The 16,247-nt window shown below is 29.7% G+C and carries 18 protein-coding genes; 7 read left to right on the top strand and 11 right to left on the bottom strand.

The features are described 5' to 3' along the window. Positions 1-43: 43 nt before the first annotated feature. The 4 genes from mnmA to Q0678_RS02060 all read left to right on the top strand — a co-directional run bounded on the left by mnmA (position 44) and on the right by Q0678_RS02060 (position 4,193). Complete coding sequence (gene mnmA, locus Q0678_RS02075) at positions 44-1,231, top strand: tRNA 2-thiouridine(34) synthase MnmA (protein ID WP_299053170.1); 1,188 nt, start codon at positions 44-46, stop codon at positions 1,229-1,231. A 39-nt stretch (positions 1,232-1,270) separates the two neighbouring features. Next, positions 1,271-2,944 carry a S8 family serine peptidase gene (locus Q0678_RS02070; RefSeq protein WP_299053166.1) on the top strand — a complete coding sequence of 558 codons (1,674 nt, stop codon included), beginning with the start codon at positions 1,271-1,273 and terminating at the stop codon, positions 2,942-2,944. After that, positions 2,944-3,885, top strand: a complete 942-nt coding sequence (locus Q0678_RS02065; RefSeq protein WP_299053163.1) for a nitronate monooxygenase — start codon at positions 2,944-2,946, stop codon at positions 3,883-3,885. The genes Q0678_RS02070 and Q0678_RS02065 overlap by 1 nt, the downstream gene beginning before the upstream one ends. Positions 3,886-4,001: 116 nt before the next feature. Further along, positions 4,002-4,193 (top strand): cold shock domain-containing protein, encoded by a 192-nt coding sequence (locus Q0678_RS02060; protein WP_036786735.1) that lies wholly within the window; start codon positions 4,002-4,004, stop codon positions 4,191-4,193. A gap of 91 nt (positions 4,194-4,284) precedes the next feature. Here Q0678_RS02060 and Q0678_RS02055 read toward each other — a convergent pair whose 3' ends face one another. The 4 genes from Q0678_RS02055 to mtaB are packed head-to-tail and all read right to left on the bottom strand — an operon-like array spanning position 4,285 to position 7,980. Beyond that, the gene (locus Q0678_RS02055) at positions 4,285-5,196 is read right to left on the bottom strand and encodes a lytic transglycosylase domain-containing protein (RefSeq protein WP_299053158.1); all 912 of its coding nucleotides are present in this window, start codon (positions 5,194-5,196) and stop codon (positions 4,285-4,287) included. Between the two features lie 40 nt (positions 5,197-5,236). Continuing rightward, complete coding sequence (locus Q0678_RS02050; protein WP_299053156.1) at positions 5,237-5,899, bottom strand: alpha/beta hydrolase; 663 nt, start codon at positions 5,897-5,899, stop codon at positions 5,237-5,239. Positions 5,900-5,902: 3 nt separating this feature from the next. Then, complete coding sequence (locus tag Q0678_RS02045) at positions 5,903-6,646, bottom strand: DUF6438 domain-containing protein (protein WP_299053154.1); 744 nt, start codon at positions 6,644-6,646, stop codon at positions 5,903-5,905. Positions 6,647-6,657: 11 nt separating this feature from the next. Then, positions 6,658-7,980, bottom strand: a complete 1,323-nt coding sequence (mtaB, locus tag Q0678_RS02040) for a tRNA (N(6)-L-threonylcarbamoyladenosine(37)-C(2))-methylthiotransferase MtaB (protein WP_299053151.1) — start codon at positions 7,978-7,980, stop codon at positions 6,658-6,660. 166 nt (positions 7,981-8,146) lie between these two features. On the opposite strand from mtaB, the gene Q0678_RS02035 reads away from it, so the two are divergent. Then, positions 8,147-8,464 carry an antibiotic biosynthesis monooxygenase gene (locus Q0678_RS02035; protein ID WP_299053148.1) on the top strand — a complete coding sequence of 106 codons (318 nt, stop codon included), beginning with the start codon at positions 8,147-8,149 and terminating at the stop codon, positions 8,462-8,464. 3 nt (positions 8,465-8,467) lie between these two features. Here Q0678_RS02035 and Q0678_RS02030 read toward each other — a convergent pair whose 3' ends face one another. The 7 genes from Q0678_RS02030 to Q0678_RS02000 all read right to left on the bottom strand — a co-directional run bounded on the left by Q0678_RS02030 (position 8,468) and on the right by Q0678_RS02000 (position 14,653). Further along, a complete protein-coding gene (locus Q0678_RS02030) occupies positions 8,468-9,478 on the bottom strand; it encodes an endonuclease/exonuclease/phosphatase family protein (RefSeq protein WP_299053145.1) in 1,011 nt (336 codons plus the stop codon). 4 nt (positions 9,479-9,482) lie between these two features. Beyond that, positions 9,483-10,334 carry a rhomboid family intramembrane serine protease gene (locus tag Q0678_RS02025; protein ID WP_299053142.1) on the bottom strand — a complete coding sequence of 284 codons (852 nt, stop codon included), beginning with the start codon at positions 10,332-10,334 and terminating at the stop codon, positions 9,483-9,485. Beyond that, on the bottom strand, positions 10,334-11,065 hold the full coding sequence (locus Q0678_RS02020; protein WP_299053139.1) for a rhomboid family intramembrane serine protease: 732 nt from the start codon (positions 11,063-11,065) through the stop codon (positions 10,334-10,336). The genes Q0678_RS02025 and Q0678_RS02020 overlap by 1 nt, the downstream gene beginning before the upstream one ends. 2 nt (positions 11,066-11,067) lie before the next feature. Continuing rightward, on the bottom strand, positions 11,068-12,885 hold the full coding sequence (gene mutL / locus Q0678_RS02015) for a DNA mismatch repair endonuclease MutL (protein ID WP_299053137.1): 1,818 nt from the start codon (positions 12,883-12,885) through the stop codon (positions 11,068-11,070). Then, entirely contained in the window at positions 12,885-13,160 is a 276-nt protein-coding gene (locus tag Q0678_RS02010; protein ID WP_299053134.1) for a riboflavin synthase subunit beta, read from the bottom strand. Before Q0678_RS02010 ends, mutL begins: the two co-directional genes overlap by 1 nt. Before the next feature lie 163 nt (positions 13,161-13,323). Beyond that, a complete protein-coding gene (ribH, locus tag Q0678_RS02005; protein WP_299053132.1) occupies positions 13,324-13,830 on the bottom strand; it encodes a 6,7-dimethyl-8-ribityllumazine synthase in 507 nt (168 codons plus the stop codon). A gap of 58 nt (positions 13,831-13,888) precedes the next feature. Then, the gene (locus tag Q0678_RS02000) at positions 13,889-14,653 is read right to left on the bottom strand and encodes a hypothetical protein (protein ID WP_299053130.1); all 765 of its coding nucleotides are present in this window, start codon (positions 14,651-14,653) and stop codon (positions 13,889-13,891) included. A 114-nt stretch (positions 14,654-14,767) separates the two neighbouring features. On the opposite strand from Q0678_RS02000, the gene Q0678_RS01995 reads away from it, so the two are divergent. Both Q0678_RS01995 and Q0678_RS01990 read left to right on the top strand, forming a co-directional pair. Continuing rightward, positions 14,768-15,847 (top strand): DNA replication/repair protein RecF, encoded by a 1,080-nt coding sequence (locus Q0678_RS01995; protein WP_299053127.1) that lies wholly within the window; start codon positions 14,768-14,770, stop codon positions 15,845-15,847. 36 nt (positions 15,848-15,883) lie between these two features. Then, positions 15,884-16,180: a DUF721 domain-containing protein gene (locus Q0678_RS01990; RefSeq protein WP_299053125.1), complete on the top strand. Its 297-nt coding sequence runs from the start codon at positions 15,884-15,886 to the stop codon at positions 16,178-16,180. The last annotated feature ends 67 nt before the right edge of the window (positions 16,181-16,247 follow it).

The following is a 16,247-nucleotide window of genomic DNA, read 5'->3' as shown; positions in this document are numbered from 1 at the left end:
AATTACCAACAAATTTGTAACTTTGTGGCCTTAAAAATAATGAATGAAAAGAGTTGTTGTTGGTCTTTCTGGTGGTGTAGATTCTAGTGTTACTGCTTATTTGTTAAAAGAACAAGGTTTTGATGTTGTTGGGTTATTTATGAAAAATTGGCATGACGATTCTGTCACAATTTCTAATGAATGTCCTTGGTTAGAAGACTCTAATGACGCGATGATTGTTGCCGAAAAATTAGGCATTCCTTTTCAAGTTGTAGATTTAAGCAATCAATATAAAGAACGTATCGTAGATTATATGTTTGATGAGTATAGCAAAGGTAGAACTCCAAATCCAGATGTACTTTGCAACAGAGAAATTAAGTTTGATGTTTTTATGGATATCGCCCTAGAATTAGGCGCAGATTATGTTGCAACAGGCCATTATTGTAGAAAAGCAGAAGACCAAGTAAACGGAGAAACGGTTTATAAATTATTATCAGGTAAAGATGCTAATAAAGATCAATCGTATTTTTTATGTCAGCTTTCTCAGCAACAATTAGCAAAAGCTTTATTTCCTATTGGCGAATTAACAAAACCACAAGTAAGAGAAATTGCTAAAGAAGCAGATTTAATTACTGCAGAAAAAAAAGATTCTCAGGGTTTGTGTTTTATTGGTAAGGTTCGTTTACCAGAATTTTTACAGCAAAAATTACAACCCAAACAAGGAGAAATCGTTACCATACCAAACAATTTTAATCAATACACAAAAGAGCCACCAACTTTTTTAAATAAAGAAGAAGAGTTAAAATATTTAGCAACCAAATTTACTTACAATAAACAAGATGGTAAAATTGTAGGCACGCATAACGGAGCTCATTATTTTACAAAAGGGCAACGAAAAGGGTTAAATGTTGGGGGTACCAAAGAGGCATTATACGTTATAGAAACGGATGTTGTAGAGAATGTAATTTATACAGGCGAAGGTAAAAATCATCAAGGTTTGTACAGAAATGTTTTGTTTGTTGCAAATGAAGAAGTTCATTGGATTCGAGAAGATTTACTGTTAAAATCTGGCGAAACTATGCAAGTTCAGGCTAGAATTAGATACAGACAAAAACTAGAAGTTGCCACTTTACACAAAGTAGATTCAGGTTTATTTGTAGCTTTTAAAAATAAACAGTCTGCTATTCAAGAAGGGCAATTTGTTGCCTGGTATCTCGATGAAGAATTATTAGGTTCTGGGGTTATTTCATAAAAAATGTAAAGAATCATAAAAAAGTAGTAATTTCGAAACATGAAGAAATTATTGCTCTTTTTTATGCTTGTTACTTGCTCTTTTTTTGCGCAAGATAAAGAAGATGCTTGGTTGTTTTTTAAAGATAAACCTAACGAAAGTGTTTTTTTAAACAATCCTTTAAGCATATTATCTCAACGCGCTTTAGATAGAAGAATAAAACAACAAATTTCTTTAGATAGTAAAGATGTACCCATCGATATTGATTATTTTAATCAAATAAAAATAGATACATCGGTTGTAATTTTAGGCAAATCTAAATGGTTAAATGCCCTTCACATACAAGGGACTATCGATAATATTAAGCTTTTAAAACTTAATTACCCTTTTATTAATAACATAGAATTTGCTAATAAATCTCTTAATATTTCTGCAAAGTATAACAAAGTAAATAGCTCTTTAAACCATACTAAAAAGTTTGAAGAAATTACTACAGACTTTAATTATGGAGCGGCAGATCATCAAATTAAAATGTTGCAGGGTAATTTTTTACACGAAAATGGGTATACAGGTAACAATCAAATTATAGCAATTATCGACGCTGGTTTTCCGAATGTTAATACATTGCCTGCTTTTAAAAGAATTAGAGATAATAATCAAATTTTAGGAGGCTATAATTTTGCTGATAGAAATACAGATTTTTATTCAAGAAATAGTCATGGTACACATGTATTATCAACCATTTCTGGGTATGTTAAAGATGAGTTTGTTGGGGCTGCACCAGATGCTAAATTTTACCTATTTATTTCAGAAATTGCAGAAAATGAAACTGTTTTAGAAGAAACTCTTTGGGTAGAAGCTGCTGAAAAGGCAGATAGTTTAGGGGTTGATATTATCAATACATCATTAGGTTATACAACCTTCGATAATCCTAATCACCATCATACATATCAACACATGGATGGTAAAACAACTTTTATTTCAAGAGGTGCAGAAATTGCTGCATCTAGAGGAATGTTATTGGTTAATTCTGCAGGAAATAGTGGTAATAGTTCTTGGAAATATATTGGTGCACCAGCAGATGCGGCTTCTGTAATAACAGTTGGTGCTGTAAAAGCTTCAGAAGAAATTGCTGGTTTTAGTTCTTACGGACCTACTTATGACGGTAGAATTAAACCAGAAATTTTAGCACAAGGTCAAAACCCATATTTAATTCATTTTGCTTCTGGTGCAATTACAAATGCTGGAAGCGGAACTTCTTTTTCTTCTCCTATTATGGCAGGTTTAATTGCATGTTTAAATCAATATGAAAATAGTTTGCCTTTAAATGAGTCAAGATCAATGACAAAAAAAAATAGAAACTTTTATTTGAAAAAGGCATTGTTCGAGTCTGCAGATAAATATAGTCTACCATCAGAACAGCATGGTTATGGTATTCCAGATTTTAAGATAGCTTTCGAAAAGTATAGATCTTATTTTACCACTAATGATGCCTCTTTAAACAATTTAAAAATATATCCAAATCCAACTACTAGTAGTTTTACAATTATGTTAGATGGACTTCTTTTTGAAGATTATACAATAGAAATCTATACTATTTTAGGCGAAAAAGTTTATAAGAAAGACAATTTAATAACCAATACAATTGATGTGTCATTTTTAAGTAATGGCGTGTATGTGGCTAAAATATCAAAAGGAAATACTTTTAAAACCTTAAAATTAATTAAAAATTAATGATGAATAAAATAACCGAATTATTTAAAATAGCACATCCAATTATTCAAGGAGGAATGATTTGGGTTTCTGGTTATAAATTGGCATCTGCTGTTTCTAATGCTGGTGGACTTGGTTTAATTGGAGCAGGCTCTATGTATCCAGATGTTTTACGTGAACACATTCAAAAATGTAAAAAAGCGACTAATAAACCTTTTGGTGTTAACATACCATTGCTATATCCTGATATAGAAAAATTGATGGAAATTGTTATTGAAGAAGATGTTAAAATTGTTTTTACATCTGCTGGAAATCCGAATACATGGACTAAAATGTTAAAAGAAAAAGGAATTATTGTGGTACATGTAGTTAGTTCTGTAAAGTTTGCATTAAAAGCAGAAAAAGCCGGAGTAGATGCAGTTGTATGTGAGGGTTTTGAAGCAGGTGGACATAATGGAAGAGAAGAAACTACCTCATTTACTTTGATTCCTATGGTAAAAGAGCAGCTAAAAATACCAGTAATTGCTGCAGGTGGTATTGCAACTGGTAAGGGCATGCTTGCTGCAATGGTTTTAGGTGCAGATGGTGTTCAAATAGGTAGTAGGTTTGCAGCAACAGAAGAATCTTCTGCTCATATTAATTTTAAAAATTCAATTTTAAATGTTAATGATGGAGATACACAACTTACCTTAAAAGAATTGGCGCCTGTTCGTCTAATTAAAAATAAATTTTATGAGGAAGTACAAGAATTATATCAACAAAAACCATCTATCGAAGAGTTGAAGGAATTATTGGGTAGGGCAAGGGCAAAAAAAGGAATGTTTGAAGGAGATTTAGAGCAAGGTGAGTTAGAAATAGGGCAGGTTGCAGGTTTAATACACAGTATAAAATCAGCAAAAGAAGTTGTAGATGAAATAATAAACGAGTTTAACGAATCTAAATACCTGATAACTAGAGTTTAGGGGTGTTTGTTAAACTATCTGATACTTTTATGCTTTTAGTTAATTAATGGCATTATATTTGTAACTCAATAAAATGTTGTTTGTAATTAAATAAACAACACATTTAAATTATTATTATGAATAAAGGTACCGTAAAATTTTTCAACGAATCTAAAGGATTTGGATTTATTACTGAAGAAGGAAGCAACAAAGAACATTTTGTACATGTGTCAGGATTAGTTGATGAAATTCGTGAGAACGATGAAGTTGAGTTTGACTTACAAGATGGAAAAAAAGGATTAAACGCAGTAAACGTAAGAGTATTATAATATATTTATTACTAGTTAATTTTTTAAGAAAAAGCCTATCGATTCTCGATAGGCTTTTTTGTTATTTATAGCTTCGTATAAAAGACAGTTGCTATATTGGCACTTTTATTTCGTATACTTTTTTACTTTTATTATTTAGTTTATTTTCTCTTAACCAAGGATTGTAAATTTTAAACTCTTTATAAGTTAATCCAAACTTTTTTGCAAAAACAGTAATGTTGGCAATTGCAGTATCTACCTTTATGATTTTTGTGTCTTTTAAAGTATATAAATCAGATTTTTTAAATACAAACCCATACTTTTCTGGGTTGGTAATTACTTCTTTTAAGGCTAATATTCTAAAAACATAACGTTCAGTTTCATCTGGTAACAATGCATCATAATAATTATCTACTTGTTGTTCTTCTAACCTTTTACTAATGCCATAATTACCAGCATTATATGCAGCTGCGGCAAGTGTCCAAGAGTTAAAACGTTCTTTGGCATTTAACAAGTAGGTAGCAGCAACTTTAGTAGCTTTATCAATATGGTAGCGTTCATCTACATTGCTGTTAATTTCTAAACCATACTCTTTACCTGTTGCTTTCATAAAATGCCACATACCAGCTGCTCCAACTGACGAAGTTTCGTCTATAAAACCACTTTCTGCCAATGCTAAAAATTTAAAATCTTCTGGCAAGCCATATTTTTTTAACAAAGGTTCTATTATAGGAAAGTATTTGTGCGCCCTTTTAATTAATAATAGTCCGTTAGATTGCCAATAGGTGTTTACCATCAGTTCTCTATCCATTCTTTCTTTAACATCTTGTATTTCAATAGGTACTCTTTCGCCAGCTAAATTTAAATTTTCGGGTAGTTTTAATGCTTTAATTTTATAGGTTTCGTGGGTGTTAGTATGCAGCGGTTCGGCAACAGAAGTTTCTTTTTTTTGTATTCCGTTTATAAATAAAAATGTAATTATTAAGATGCTTATAATGCCAAGAAAACGAACTGATTTTTTCATATTTTTTTTTGATTTTGATTTTTCTAATTTAAGAAATTATCTAATTATTTATTAAAACTCGATTAATAATTGCAGAAATTTCTTTTGCTTTTGTAAGAATCATACTATGATTTCCATTGTTTATTTCAATGTAATTAGAGATGTGTTTTATTGGAAAAACACCGTCTTTGTTGCCATGAATATGAACTATGTTTTTTGATTCTTTTTTTACTTGCCAAAGTAAAGTGTTTTTAATGGCCCATTGTAATTGTTTTTTATTCCTATAATTTAAATAGGTTTTTATATTGTTAAACTTCCTTTTTAGTTTTACTCCGATAAAAAATATTCTATATCGCTCTAAATTAGTAATCAATGAACATGGTGCTAGTTGGTATAATTTAGTAACTTTTAAGAACTTAAATATTTTAGGTTTTTCTGTTTGATGTTTTAAACTGGAAATAAGAATAATTTTTTTACAATTTAAATGATTCCCCATTTCTTGTGCCATAATTCCTCCAAAAGAAACTCCTAAAAGTACCGGGTTTTCTTTTATCACATGTTTACACATTCTTTGTGCATAATCGGTAATCTCTTCTTGATTAGAAATCGGTTCTATCCATTTTAAGGTAAAAACTTCATAAAGTTCTTCTGATAAATTTAAATTTTTAAAAATCTCAGGTCCAGAACCTAAACCAGGAATACAATATATCGGAATTTTAGCCATTCCTTATTTTATCATTTTTTGCTCTTTTAATATTTTTTCAAAAGAGTCATAGGCATTTTTAAGTTTTGATGGTACGTTTTTCCAAACTTGAATTTCTATTTGATGCTCTCTGTAATTTATAAAAGTACTTGGTACATCCATTAAATTTGCATTGGTGAAATTTTGATTAAGACTACTTACAGTAACAGCTTCAAACATTTTTTTAATTTCGCCTACTTCAAGTTTAGAAATAACAACCTCTCTTTTACCTTCTATAAGCGTATTTTTAAGCCCGTTAAAAACAAGGGTACCATCATTTAGTAAAAAGGCAGTAAAAACAGGGCAATAACCTCTGCATGCAGTTTTACGTATTTTAACAATTGTGTTGTCAGAAATAGAAACAATATTTTGTAAAGTCTCTTTTTTATTTTCATCTACCGAATAAAAAGTATTGTCAGATTTTAAGCGATTAAGCCAAAATTCTTTTTTATCAGTAGGTACTTTTATCAACGCGGCTTTAAAATTTTCTTTGTTTATAACTACAGACTGCCAAGTTAAGCCACTGTTTGTAATTAAAGACTTAGCATTTTCAATTTCATTGGCATTGTTTAATACAACAATTAGAGTACTACTTAAATCTTGCATATTTGTGGTCTCTTTTTCGCTGGATACTTCTTTAGTGTTCTGAGTTGATTTTTTGGTAGATGTTGTTATTTGACGGTTGCATGCAGTAGCAATCATCAAAAAACTTATAAGTATATATTTCATAGTAATTTATTTTAGCTTTCAATAAAATCAAACCTCACTAGGCCATCTTCATCAATTTCAGTTAGTTTAACAGTGTGTAGTGTATTTACCAAATCCGGATTCCAAGGTGTTTTTACTTTTACATAATTTTCTGTAAAACCATTGATGTAGCCTTCTTTGTTCTCGCTTTCAAATAAAACAGTTAACGTATTACCTAACTGACTCTCGTAAAATGAACGTCTTTTTTTAGCCGATAACCCACGTAACATTTTACTTCTTTTAGCACGTACTTTTTTAGGGACAAGGCCTTCTAAATGAATTGCCTCTGTATTTGGTCTTTCCGAATAGGTAAAAACATGTAAATATGAAATATCCATTTCATTTAAATAGTTATATGTTTCTAAAAACAGCTCATCTGTTTCGCCAGGGAAACCAACAATTACATCAACACCAATACAGGCATTTGGCATTTCTTTTTTAATCTTATCTACTCGATCTGTATAGGTATTGGTAAGATACCTACGTTTCATTTTTTTTAATAATGCATCACTTCCAGATTGTAACGGAATGTGAAAATGAGGTACAAAAGAGTTCGATTTTGCCACAAAAGCAATTGTTTCATCTTTTAATAGGTTAGGTTCAATAGAAGAAATTCTTAAACGGTGAATTCCTTTAACAGTATCTAACTCTTTTACCAACTCTAGAAAGGTGTGTTCGTGTTTTTTATTGCCAAATTCACCTTTTCCGTAATCACCGATATTAACGCCTGTTAAAACTATTTCTTTAATGCCTTTGTTTGCAATTTCACTTGCATTTTTAAGAACATTATTAAGGGTGTCAGATCTAGAAATACCTCTGGCTAACGGTATGGTACAATAGGTGCATTTATAATCGCAACCATCTTGTACTTTTAAAAATGCACGCGTTCTATCTCCTATAGAGTAAGAGCCTACATAAAAATCTGCTTCTGTAATTTCGCAAGAATGAACTTCGCCAACATTATTTTTGGTTAAATCGTTGATATAACTAGTTACATTAAATTTTTCTGTTGCACCTAAAACTAAATCTACACCATCTATGGCAGCCAATTCTTCTGGCTTTAGTTGTGCATAACAGCCAATTGCAATTAAAAAGGCATCTTCATTTTTTTTCAAAGCATTTTTAACAATTGTTTTAAATCTTTTATCTGCATTGTCTGTAACAGAACAAGTATTAATAACATACACATCTGCTTTTTCTTCAAAATCGACTCTATTAAAGCCTTCATTCACAAAATTACGTGCTATTGTAGAAGTTTCAGAAAAGTTTAGCTTGCAGCCTAAGGTGTAAAAAGCAACGTTTTTTTGTGCAGTCATTTGGGTACATTTAAGTGCAACAAATCTACAATTTTATTGATAATTTTTAAAGTTGATTGGCAATAACATGTAATTTTATTGTTAAAAATTATCAATTTATATTTCTAAAAGTTTACTTTAGTCTTAGACAACTAATATTTACCTATAAACGTATTTTTAAATTAAGATGTTACAAGAAAATTTTGAAACCCCTTATTATGCTGTAATTTTCACCTCTTTGCTATCTAATACAAGCTCTGGTTATGAAGAAATGGCTGTTAGGATGAAGAATTTGGCAAAATTACAGAAAGGTTTTTTAGGAGTAGAATCTGCAAGAGCTGATATTGGGATAACAATTTCTTATTGGAAAACTGAAGCCGATATTATAGCATGGAAGAATGACATTGAACATTCTGAATCAAGAAAATTAGGTCGCGAAAAATGGTATCAACAATACCAATTACGTGTTTGCTTGGTTGAAAGAAATTATGGCTTTAAAAAATAACTTTTACCAGTTTATTCTGGCTAAAATAGGGTAGTGGTCAGAGTATTCTACAGCGTATGTGTTAAACTGATTAATAGCGGCTTTATTGTCTGTTAGAATAAAATCGATACGAAGCGGAAAAGGATATTTAAATGTTTTTCCAAAACCTTGTCCGGCCTCAATAAAAGCATCTTTTTTATTCTTAGAAATTTGATTGTAAACCCAAGAATAGGCAGTATTATTAAAATCGCCACAGACTATCTTTTTGCCTTTCCAATCTTTTTCGTGTGCTAAAAAAAGGGTTGTTTGTTCTGCTTGTTTTTTAAAACTTTCTTTTAATGTCTTAAATAATTTTTCTGAATTTTCTTTGCCAAAATTTTCTTTATCAGGCGAAATACTAAGTGATTGTAAGTGTAAGTTATACACTCTTATTGTATCTTTTTGTCTAATTATATCTGCGAAAATGATACTATTTGACGTGTTTTCTAATTTTAAATATCCTTTCTTTATTATTGGTAACTTCGAATAAATTGCCATACCAAATCTACCATTTTGATACTTTTTTTGAATGTATTTGTAAGGGAAATCTAATTCGTATTTTTTTACAGACATATTTTCTTGTATCAACAAAACATCAGGATCATTTTCTGATATAAAATTCGAAATTTCATTTTCAACTCCTTCTTTTTGTAACCATTTCCAGTGGTTAAACATTCTAACATTATAACTCATTACCTTTAAATCGGTATTTAAAGAGGTGTTTTTTTTAGAAAGTTTGTAAAATGGTGTTATAGAAAACCAACCAATAGCTAATACAAATACTGTTAATAAAAGTTGTTTTTTTAATTTGATTAACCAAAAAATAAAAAAACCGATGTTTATAACTAGTAATACTGGTACTAGTAAACTTAAAACTGCAAATACAGGTATCGATTTTGGTGAAACATAAGGTAGCGCATATGAAAACAGTAATAATGTTGCTGCTAGAGAATTTATAAAAAATAAGAGGACATTTATAGGGGATCGTTTTTTCATGCTATTATTTACCTTGCTTAAATAAAAATTCTTTTTCTTCTTTGGTTAAAGTATCATATCCAGAAGCACTAATTTTATCTAAAATTGTATTAATCTGTTGCTGATTTAAATTAGTATTTTTTGTGCTTTTCTGTTTCTTTTTTTTTGATTTGTAAACTGTTTTTAAAGCGGTCTTTTTTGGAGTTATAAAAGAAATGAATGTTTCCCAAATCGAAGTATTGTTATCGGTTGCTTTTTTAACATATAAAAATCCAAATAAAGCACCACCAAGATGCGCAAAATGTCCGCCAGCATTACTGCCAGATAAAGCTAAAACATCTAAAACAACCCAAATTAATGCTAAATACCAAAGCTTTACAAAGCCAATAAAACGAATTTTTAGTTGGTAGTTTGGTATGTATGTTGCAATGCCTATAAATATTGCAGAAATACCTGCAGACGCTCCAACTAGTGTGCTATTTTGTCCTTGAAATAAAGGAAAGTAATTATGACTTATTAAAAAGACCAATCCACCAAAAAACGTACCTACCAAATAAAATGTTATTAGCTGTTTTTGTTTAAAATACTCAATAAACAAATTACCAATAAAGTAAAGTGTGATAAGGTTTAGTAATAAGTGAACAAAATCTGCATGTAAAAAACCATAACTAACAATAGACCATGGTTTTAATATTAATGAATCAAGGTTGTCTTCTAAAGCAAACCAACTAACAATAAAATTATTTTCAACTTTAAACAAGTCTTTAAAAACACTTGTTAATAATGTTACTACAAAAACAAGAATATTAATATAAATTAATTTCTCTACAATACTCCCGTTTTTGTATTTCGACAATAAGTTGTTTTTGAAGCTCATTAATGAAATTTAAATTGATTTTTTTTCCAATACAATGCTATTAAAAACCCTATTAAAGCGCCACCAATATGAGCAAAATGAGCAATATTACCAACAGAGTATTTTGTCATTCCAAAAAACAAATCAAAAATTAAAATTATCGGTATAAAGTATTTTGCAGCAATAGGTACTGGGAAAAATAGCAACGCTAATTTTGCATCTTTAAAATACATACCAAATGCTACTAAAACACCATAAACAGCACCAGAAGCACCTACAGCTTTTGCATTGTATAGACCAATAACTTTACTAAATTGTTCTTGAGATATGTTTTGCACAACTCTACTATCACTGGTAGATGCATTTTCTAAAATAGTCATTATTTCTGTTGGATTCAATCCTGCATCAACAAAAAGTTCATAAATGCTATTAAATTGATAATAATTAGCCAATGTATATATAACACCAGCCCCTAATCCTGCAGAAAAATAGAAGAATATAAATTTATTTTTACCCCACATTTGTTCTAAAGGAGTACCAAATGCCCACAAACCATACATGTTAAATAATATATGTCCAAAACCACCATGCATAAACATATGCGATACATATTGCCACAAACCAAAATGTTCGTTTTTAGGGAAATGCAATGCTAATATGTTAGAAAAATCTATTTGTAATAATTGCGGAGCTACAAATAAAATAATATTTATAATTATTAAATGTTTTATGGCATCTGTAATTTTATTCATTTTTAGCTATTAAATAGTTGGTCTATTTGGTTTAAAGTTAATGTTTTAAAGGTAGGTTTTCCGAAAGGAGAGATGCTTGGTTCTTTACAAGAAAATAAATCATCTACTAAGCCTTCTTGTTCTTTTTCAGACAGTTGCGTTCCTGTTTTTATAGACAATGTTTTTGCAAAAGATTTCGCCATAATATCAAAGTGGCTAAAACTTGCATCAGGTACTTCTAAATCAATATCACTTAACAACTCTTCTAAAATTATTGTTATTTTACTTTCTGTAACCGAAACCGGAATTCCTTTAATTGTTACACTGTCTTTTGTAAATTCATCAAACGAAAAACCTGCATTTTCTAATTCTGTTTTTATCGTATAAATCATCTCAATTTCTGCAGATGTAAACGATATTTTTACAGGGAATAGTAGTTGCTGACTGTTTGCTTCTTTTACAGTAATGCTTTCTAAAAATTCTTCGTATAATATTCGTTGATGCGCTAATGATTGATTAATTAAAACAACCCCAGATTTTATTGAACTAAATAAATATTTTCGCTGTATTTGAAATGTTTTATTAGAAGTTGTAGCCTTGTCGTTAAACAGTTCTGTTTGTTCTTCTTTGTCTGTTATAGATAGAGTAGAAGTGTATAGAGATTGCCAGTTATCTGTTTGTTTTTCCTTATGGTAAGCAACATGAGGTACTTTATCTTCTTGCTCTTTAAAAGGGTTAAAATCTGGATCTACTGAAATTTTAGGTGTTGTACTCGATTGATGTTTTGTAGTATTTAAATGATAAGGTGTGTCTAGGGTAGCATCTCTATTAAAATCTAATATAGGGGCAACATTGTATTGCCCTAAACTATGCTTAACAGTTGCTCTTAACATAGCATACAAGTCCTTTTCATTATCGAATTTAATTTCTGTTTTAGTAGGATGAATATTGATGTCAATCGTATTTGCTGGTACCGTTAAATACAAAAAGTATGACGGATGTGCTCCTTGTTCTAAAAGGCCATCAAAAGCATTAACAACAGCATGGTTTAGATAAGAACTTTTTATAAACCTGTCGTTGACAAAAAAGAATTGTTCGCCACGTTTTCTTTTAGAATATTCTGGTTTTGCTACAAAACCTTCAATAGAAACAATGCCAGTTTTTTCGTTAATAGGTACTAGTTTTTCATTCATTTTAGCGCCAAAAACACTTACAATCCTTTTTCTTAGATTGCTAGCTTTTAAATGATACACCTCATTATTGTTATGATGCATTAAAAACGAAATATCTGGATGTGCCAATGCAACACGTTGAAATTCATCTATAATATGCCTTGTTTCTACAGTATTAGATTTTAAGAAATTTCTTCTTGCAGGAATGTTGTAAAACAAGTTTTTTATAGCAATACTTGTTCCTTTACTAGTGGCTATAAAGTCTTGAGCACTAATTTTACTACCTTCAATTTTTATAAAATTGCCTAATTCTTCGTTTGCGGTTTTTGTTTTTAACTCTACATGAGCTATTGCCGCAATAGAAGCTAAAGCTTCGCCTCTAAAACCTTTGGTACATAAGTTAAATAAATCTTCTGCTTTTGTGATTTTTGATGTTGCATGGCGTTCAAAACACATTCTGGCATCGGTAGTACTCATTCCTTTACCATCATCGATCACTTGTATTAATGATTTTCCAGCATCTTTTAATAATAACTTAATGTTTTTTGCCCCAGCATCTATCGCATTTTCTAATAACTCTTTTACAACAGAAGCGGGTCTCTGAACAACTTCTCCTGCTGCTATTTGGTTTGCAACATGATCGGGTAATAATTGAATAATGTCTGACATTAATTTCTTTTAAATATAGACAGATCGAAATCGATAATGTACAAGAAGATAAATACCAAGATACTAATGATAATTATAAGTGTCTTATTAACACTTTTATCTGGATTTTTTAAATCGTCTATGGCATCATTAAATTTGCCTTTAATATTTTTGTTTTCTCCTGCAGTTTTTCTAAACTTATCTAATTTGTGCTCAATTTTAAAAGGGTTTCCTTCTCCTTTATAGTAACGTGGCTTGTAATCAAATTTAGAGTATGTTCTTTTTAAAAATCCCATAGTTTTAGAAGTATTTTAATATAGATGTTTAAAATAGTACTTGTTTTACCAAAAAAAAAAGGCATTTCAAATTTACAGAATTTAAAAGAGTTTTTCAAGTATAAACCTTTTATTTTCTTAACAAAAGCTACTGTTTTAAAAAGTTTAAAAACAGATTGGTATTTTAAAAACCGATGCTTTCTGTTTTTTTATCACTATTTCTTATAGCGGCCATTTTTATAGCAGCAATAGCACATTCAATTCCTTTGTTACCAAGTTTACCCCCAGATCTATCAATAGATTGTTGCTTTGTATTGTCTGTTAGTACACAGAAAATAACGGGTGTGTCTTGCTTAATATTTAGATCTACAATACCTTGTGTAACACCTTCGCAAACAAAATCGAAATGTTTTGTTTCTCCTTGTATTACGTTTCCAATGGCAATTACAGCGTCTAATTCTTGGTGTTGCACCATTTTTTTACAACCATAAATAAGCTCAAAACTACCAGGTACATCCCAAGAAATAATATTTTCTTCTAGTGTACCACAATCAATTAAAGTTTCTATTGCCCCTTTTTTAAGGTTAGAAGTTATTTCTGAATTCCATTCAGAAACAACAATCCCAAATCGAAAAGACTTCGCATTTGGGATTGTTGTTTTATCGTAGTAAGATAAATTTGTTGTTGCCATTAATTGTTTTTTTTATTAAGCTTTTATTTTAAGAACTTCTTAAAACAATTAACTACTATTATTCAGCGTATTTTGCAGCTGCTATATATTTTTCAATGTCTTTACCTTGGTCAGATTTAGCATAACCTTCTTTAATTTTTGTAAATAAAGATGTTGCTTTGCTATATTCTTTTAAGTATAAAGCTGTTTTACCTGCTTTTAATAAAAATAAAGGTGTAGTAAACTCATTATTTTGTTTAGAAGCTGCTTTTTCATAATATTCTAAAGCGTCTTCTTGTTGGTTGATGTCTGCAAAAGCATCGCCAATTGCACCTAAGGCAACAGGGCCTAACATTTTATCATCAGAATTAAACTTACTTAAATAAGTAATTGCATTCTCGTAATCTTTCATTTGTAAGTATGATGCACCAGCGTAATAGTTTGCTAAATTACCTGCATCAGTTCCACTAAATGCCTCTGCAATATCTAAAAATCCATATTTACCATCTGCACCCTCTAAACCAAGAGTCAATAAAGAATCTATACCAGAACCTGCAGTTGCAGCTTCATCAAAATGTTTTCTTGGAAACGCCAATTCATTAGATGCTTCTAATTCATTAGGTTCTACAACATACTTATTATAGGCTAAAAAAGCAATAAAAAGAACAACCACACCAACTAATGAATAGAATAAAGGTTTGCTGTTTTTTTCGATCCATTTCTCAGATTTAGAAGCTGTTTCATCTAAAGTATTTAAAACACCTGCGGTTTCAAATTCAGATTCATCAACGATATTTTCTGCTTTTTTACTCTCTGCTTTATATTTTTTCTTGTAAGTTGCCATTGTATTTTATTAAATTAATGCCGACAAAAATAGTTTTTTTAATTGGATTTTAAAAGCGGATATTTCGCAAATTTTCAATAATTTGCAATTCCTTTTTAAACCCCAAAAAGTAATATGTATCTAAAGAAGCTTTCTTTACTTAATTTTAAAAATATAACATCGCAAACTTTTGATTTTCAGAAGAAAATAAATTGTTTTGTTGGTAACAATGGTATTGGTAAGACAAATGTTTTAGATGCAATTTACTATTTGTCTTTTACTAAAAGTTACTTTAATTCTGTGGCAATACAGAATATTAGACATGGCGAAGGTTTTTTTATGATAGAAGGAGATTATCTTTTAAACGATAGAAATGAAAAAATAGTTTGTAGTTTAAAAAAAGGACAAAAAAAAGTACTAAAGAGAAATGACAAAAGTTATGAAAAATTCTCTGAACATATAGGGCAACTACCCTTGGTGATTATTTCGCCAGCAGATAGAGATTTGGTTACCGAAGGAAGTGATACTCGTAGAAAATTTATTGATGGTGTTATCTCTCAACAAAATAAGAAATATTTACAAGATTTACTTTCTTATAACAAGGTTTTATCACAAAGAAATACATTGCTTAAATATTTTGCAGCAAACAGAACCTTTGATGCGTTAAATTTAAGTGTTTATGATGATCAATTATCAGAATATGGTACTCGTATATTTGAAGTTAGAAAGAAATTTTTAGAAGCGTTTATTCCAATATTTAATCAAAAGTATCAAATAATTTCTGGCGATAAAGAGCATGTAAATTTATCTTACAAAAGTCATTTAAATGACGCTACTATGCCAGATATTTTAAAGAAATCTTTGGTAAAAGATAAAATAATTCAATACACTACTTGTGGTATTCATAAAGACGACTTAAGTTTTGATATTGGTGATTATCCTATCAAAAAATTTGGTTCTCAAGGGCAACAAAAATCATATTTAATAGCTTTAAAATTAGCACAATTTGAGTTTATCAAACAACAATCTAAAGTTACACCGATTTTATTATTAGATGATATTTTTGATAAGTTAGATGAATTAAGAGTAGCTCAAATAATAGATTTGGTAAATAATGATGAATTTGGGCAGATATTTATAACCGATACACACGTTGATAGAACAGAAAGTATATTAAAACAAGGAGATAAAGAATACCAGATTTTTAAACTATAAATCTTTATTAATCGAATTTTAAGAGTAGAGAAAGCAATGGCAAAAAGAGAAAACGATTCTTTTTCAGTAAAAGATTTAATGAAAGGTTTTATTAAAGAAAACAACCTTACTAAAGGAATGCAAAAAATTAAGATTGAAGAGGCATGGGCAAGCATGATGGGACCAGGTGTTGCCAATCATACTACTAGTATTCGATATCAAAACAAAACATTAATTATTAGCTTAAGTTCATCTGTTTTAAGAGAAGAATTAAGTTACGGAAAAGAAAAAATAATAAAAATGTTAAATGAAGAAATTGGAGATCAGGTAATTTCTAAATTACTACTAGTATAAGAGTTACTTTTAACAAAAAAACTTGTAGTTGTTAAGCTACAAGTTTTTTTATTTTTGAATTGAATGA

The organism is uncultured Polaribacter sp., from assembly GCF_947497125.1.
In the GTDB taxonomy this organism is placed as follows: Bacteria; Bacteroidota; Bacteroidia; order Flavobacteriales; family Flavobacteriaceae; genus Polaribacter.
This window is presented reverse-complemented; position numbering and strand designations above follow the sequence as displayed.

Excerpts from the sequence above, each read along its gene's own strand:
- mnmA (WP_299053170.1), top strand. The coding sequence starts at position 44 with ATGAAAAGAGTTGTTGTTGGTCTTTCTGGTGGTGTAGATTCTAGTGTT.
- Q0678_RS02070 (WP_299053166.1), top strand. The coding sequence starts at position 1,271 with ATGAAGAAATTATTGCTCTTTTTTATGCTTGTTACTTGCTCTTTTTTT.
- Q0678_RS02065 (WP_299053163.1), top strand. The coding sequence starts at position 2,944 with ATGATGAATAAAATAACCGAATTATTTAAAATAGCACATCCAATTATT.
- Q0678_RS02060 (WP_036786735.1), top strand. The coding sequence starts at position 4,002 with ATGAATAAAGGTACCGTAAAATTTTTCAACGAATCTAAAGGATTTGGA.
- Q0678_RS02055 (WP_299053158.1), bottom strand. The coding sequence starts at position 5,196 with ATGAAAAAATCAGTTCGTTTTCTTGGCATTATAAGCATCTTAATAATT.
- Q0678_RS02050 (WP_299053156.1), bottom strand. The coding sequence starts at position 5,899 with ATGGCTAAAATTCCGATATATTGTATTCCTGGTTTAGGTTCTGGACCT.
- Q0678_RS02045 (WP_299053154.1), bottom strand. The coding sequence starts at position 6,646 with ATGAAATATATACTTATAAGTTTTTTGATGATTGCTACTGCATGCAAC.
- mtaB (WP_299053151.1), bottom strand. The coding sequence starts at position 7,980 with ATGACTGCACAAAAAAACGTTGCTTTTTACACCTTAGGCTGCAAGCTA.
- Q0678_RS02035 (WP_299053148.1), top strand. The coding sequence starts at position 8,147 with ATGTTACAAGAAAATTTTGAAACCCCTTATTATGCTGTAATTTTCACC.
- Q0678_RS02030 (WP_299053145.1), bottom strand. The coding sequence starts at position 9,478 with ATGAAAAAACGATCCCCTATAAATGTCCTCTTATTTTTTATAAATTCT.
- Q0678_RS02025 (WP_299053142.1), bottom strand. The coding sequence starts at position 10,334 with ATGAGCTTCAAAAACAACTTATTGTCGAAATACAAAAACGGGAGTATT.
- Q0678_RS02020 (WP_299053139.1), bottom strand. The coding sequence starts at position 11,065 with ATGAATAAAATTACAGATGCCATAAAACATTTAATAATTATAAATATT.
- mutL (WP_299053137.1), bottom strand. The coding sequence starts at position 12,885 with ATGTCAGACATTATTCAATTATTACCCGATCATGTTGCAAACCAAATA.
- Q0678_RS02010 (WP_299053134.1), bottom strand. The coding sequence starts at position 13,160 with ATGGGATTTTTAAAAAGAACATACTCTAAATTTGATTACAAGCCACGT.
- ribH (WP_299053132.1), bottom strand. The coding sequence starts at position 13,830 with ATGGCAACAACAAATTTATCTTACTACGATAAAACAACAATCCCAAAT.
- Q0678_RS02000 (WP_299053130.1), bottom strand. The coding sequence starts at position 14,653 with ATGGCAACTTACAAGAAAAAATATAAAGCAGAGAGTAAAAAAGCAGAA.
- Q0678_RS01995 (WP_299053127.1), top strand. The coding sequence starts at position 14,768 with ATGTATCTAAAGAAGCTTTCTTTACTTAATTTTAAAAATATAACATCG.
- Q0678_RS01990 (WP_299053125.1), top strand. The coding sequence starts at position 15,884 with ATGGCAAAAAGAGAAAACGATTCTTTTTCAGTAAAAGATTTAATGAAA.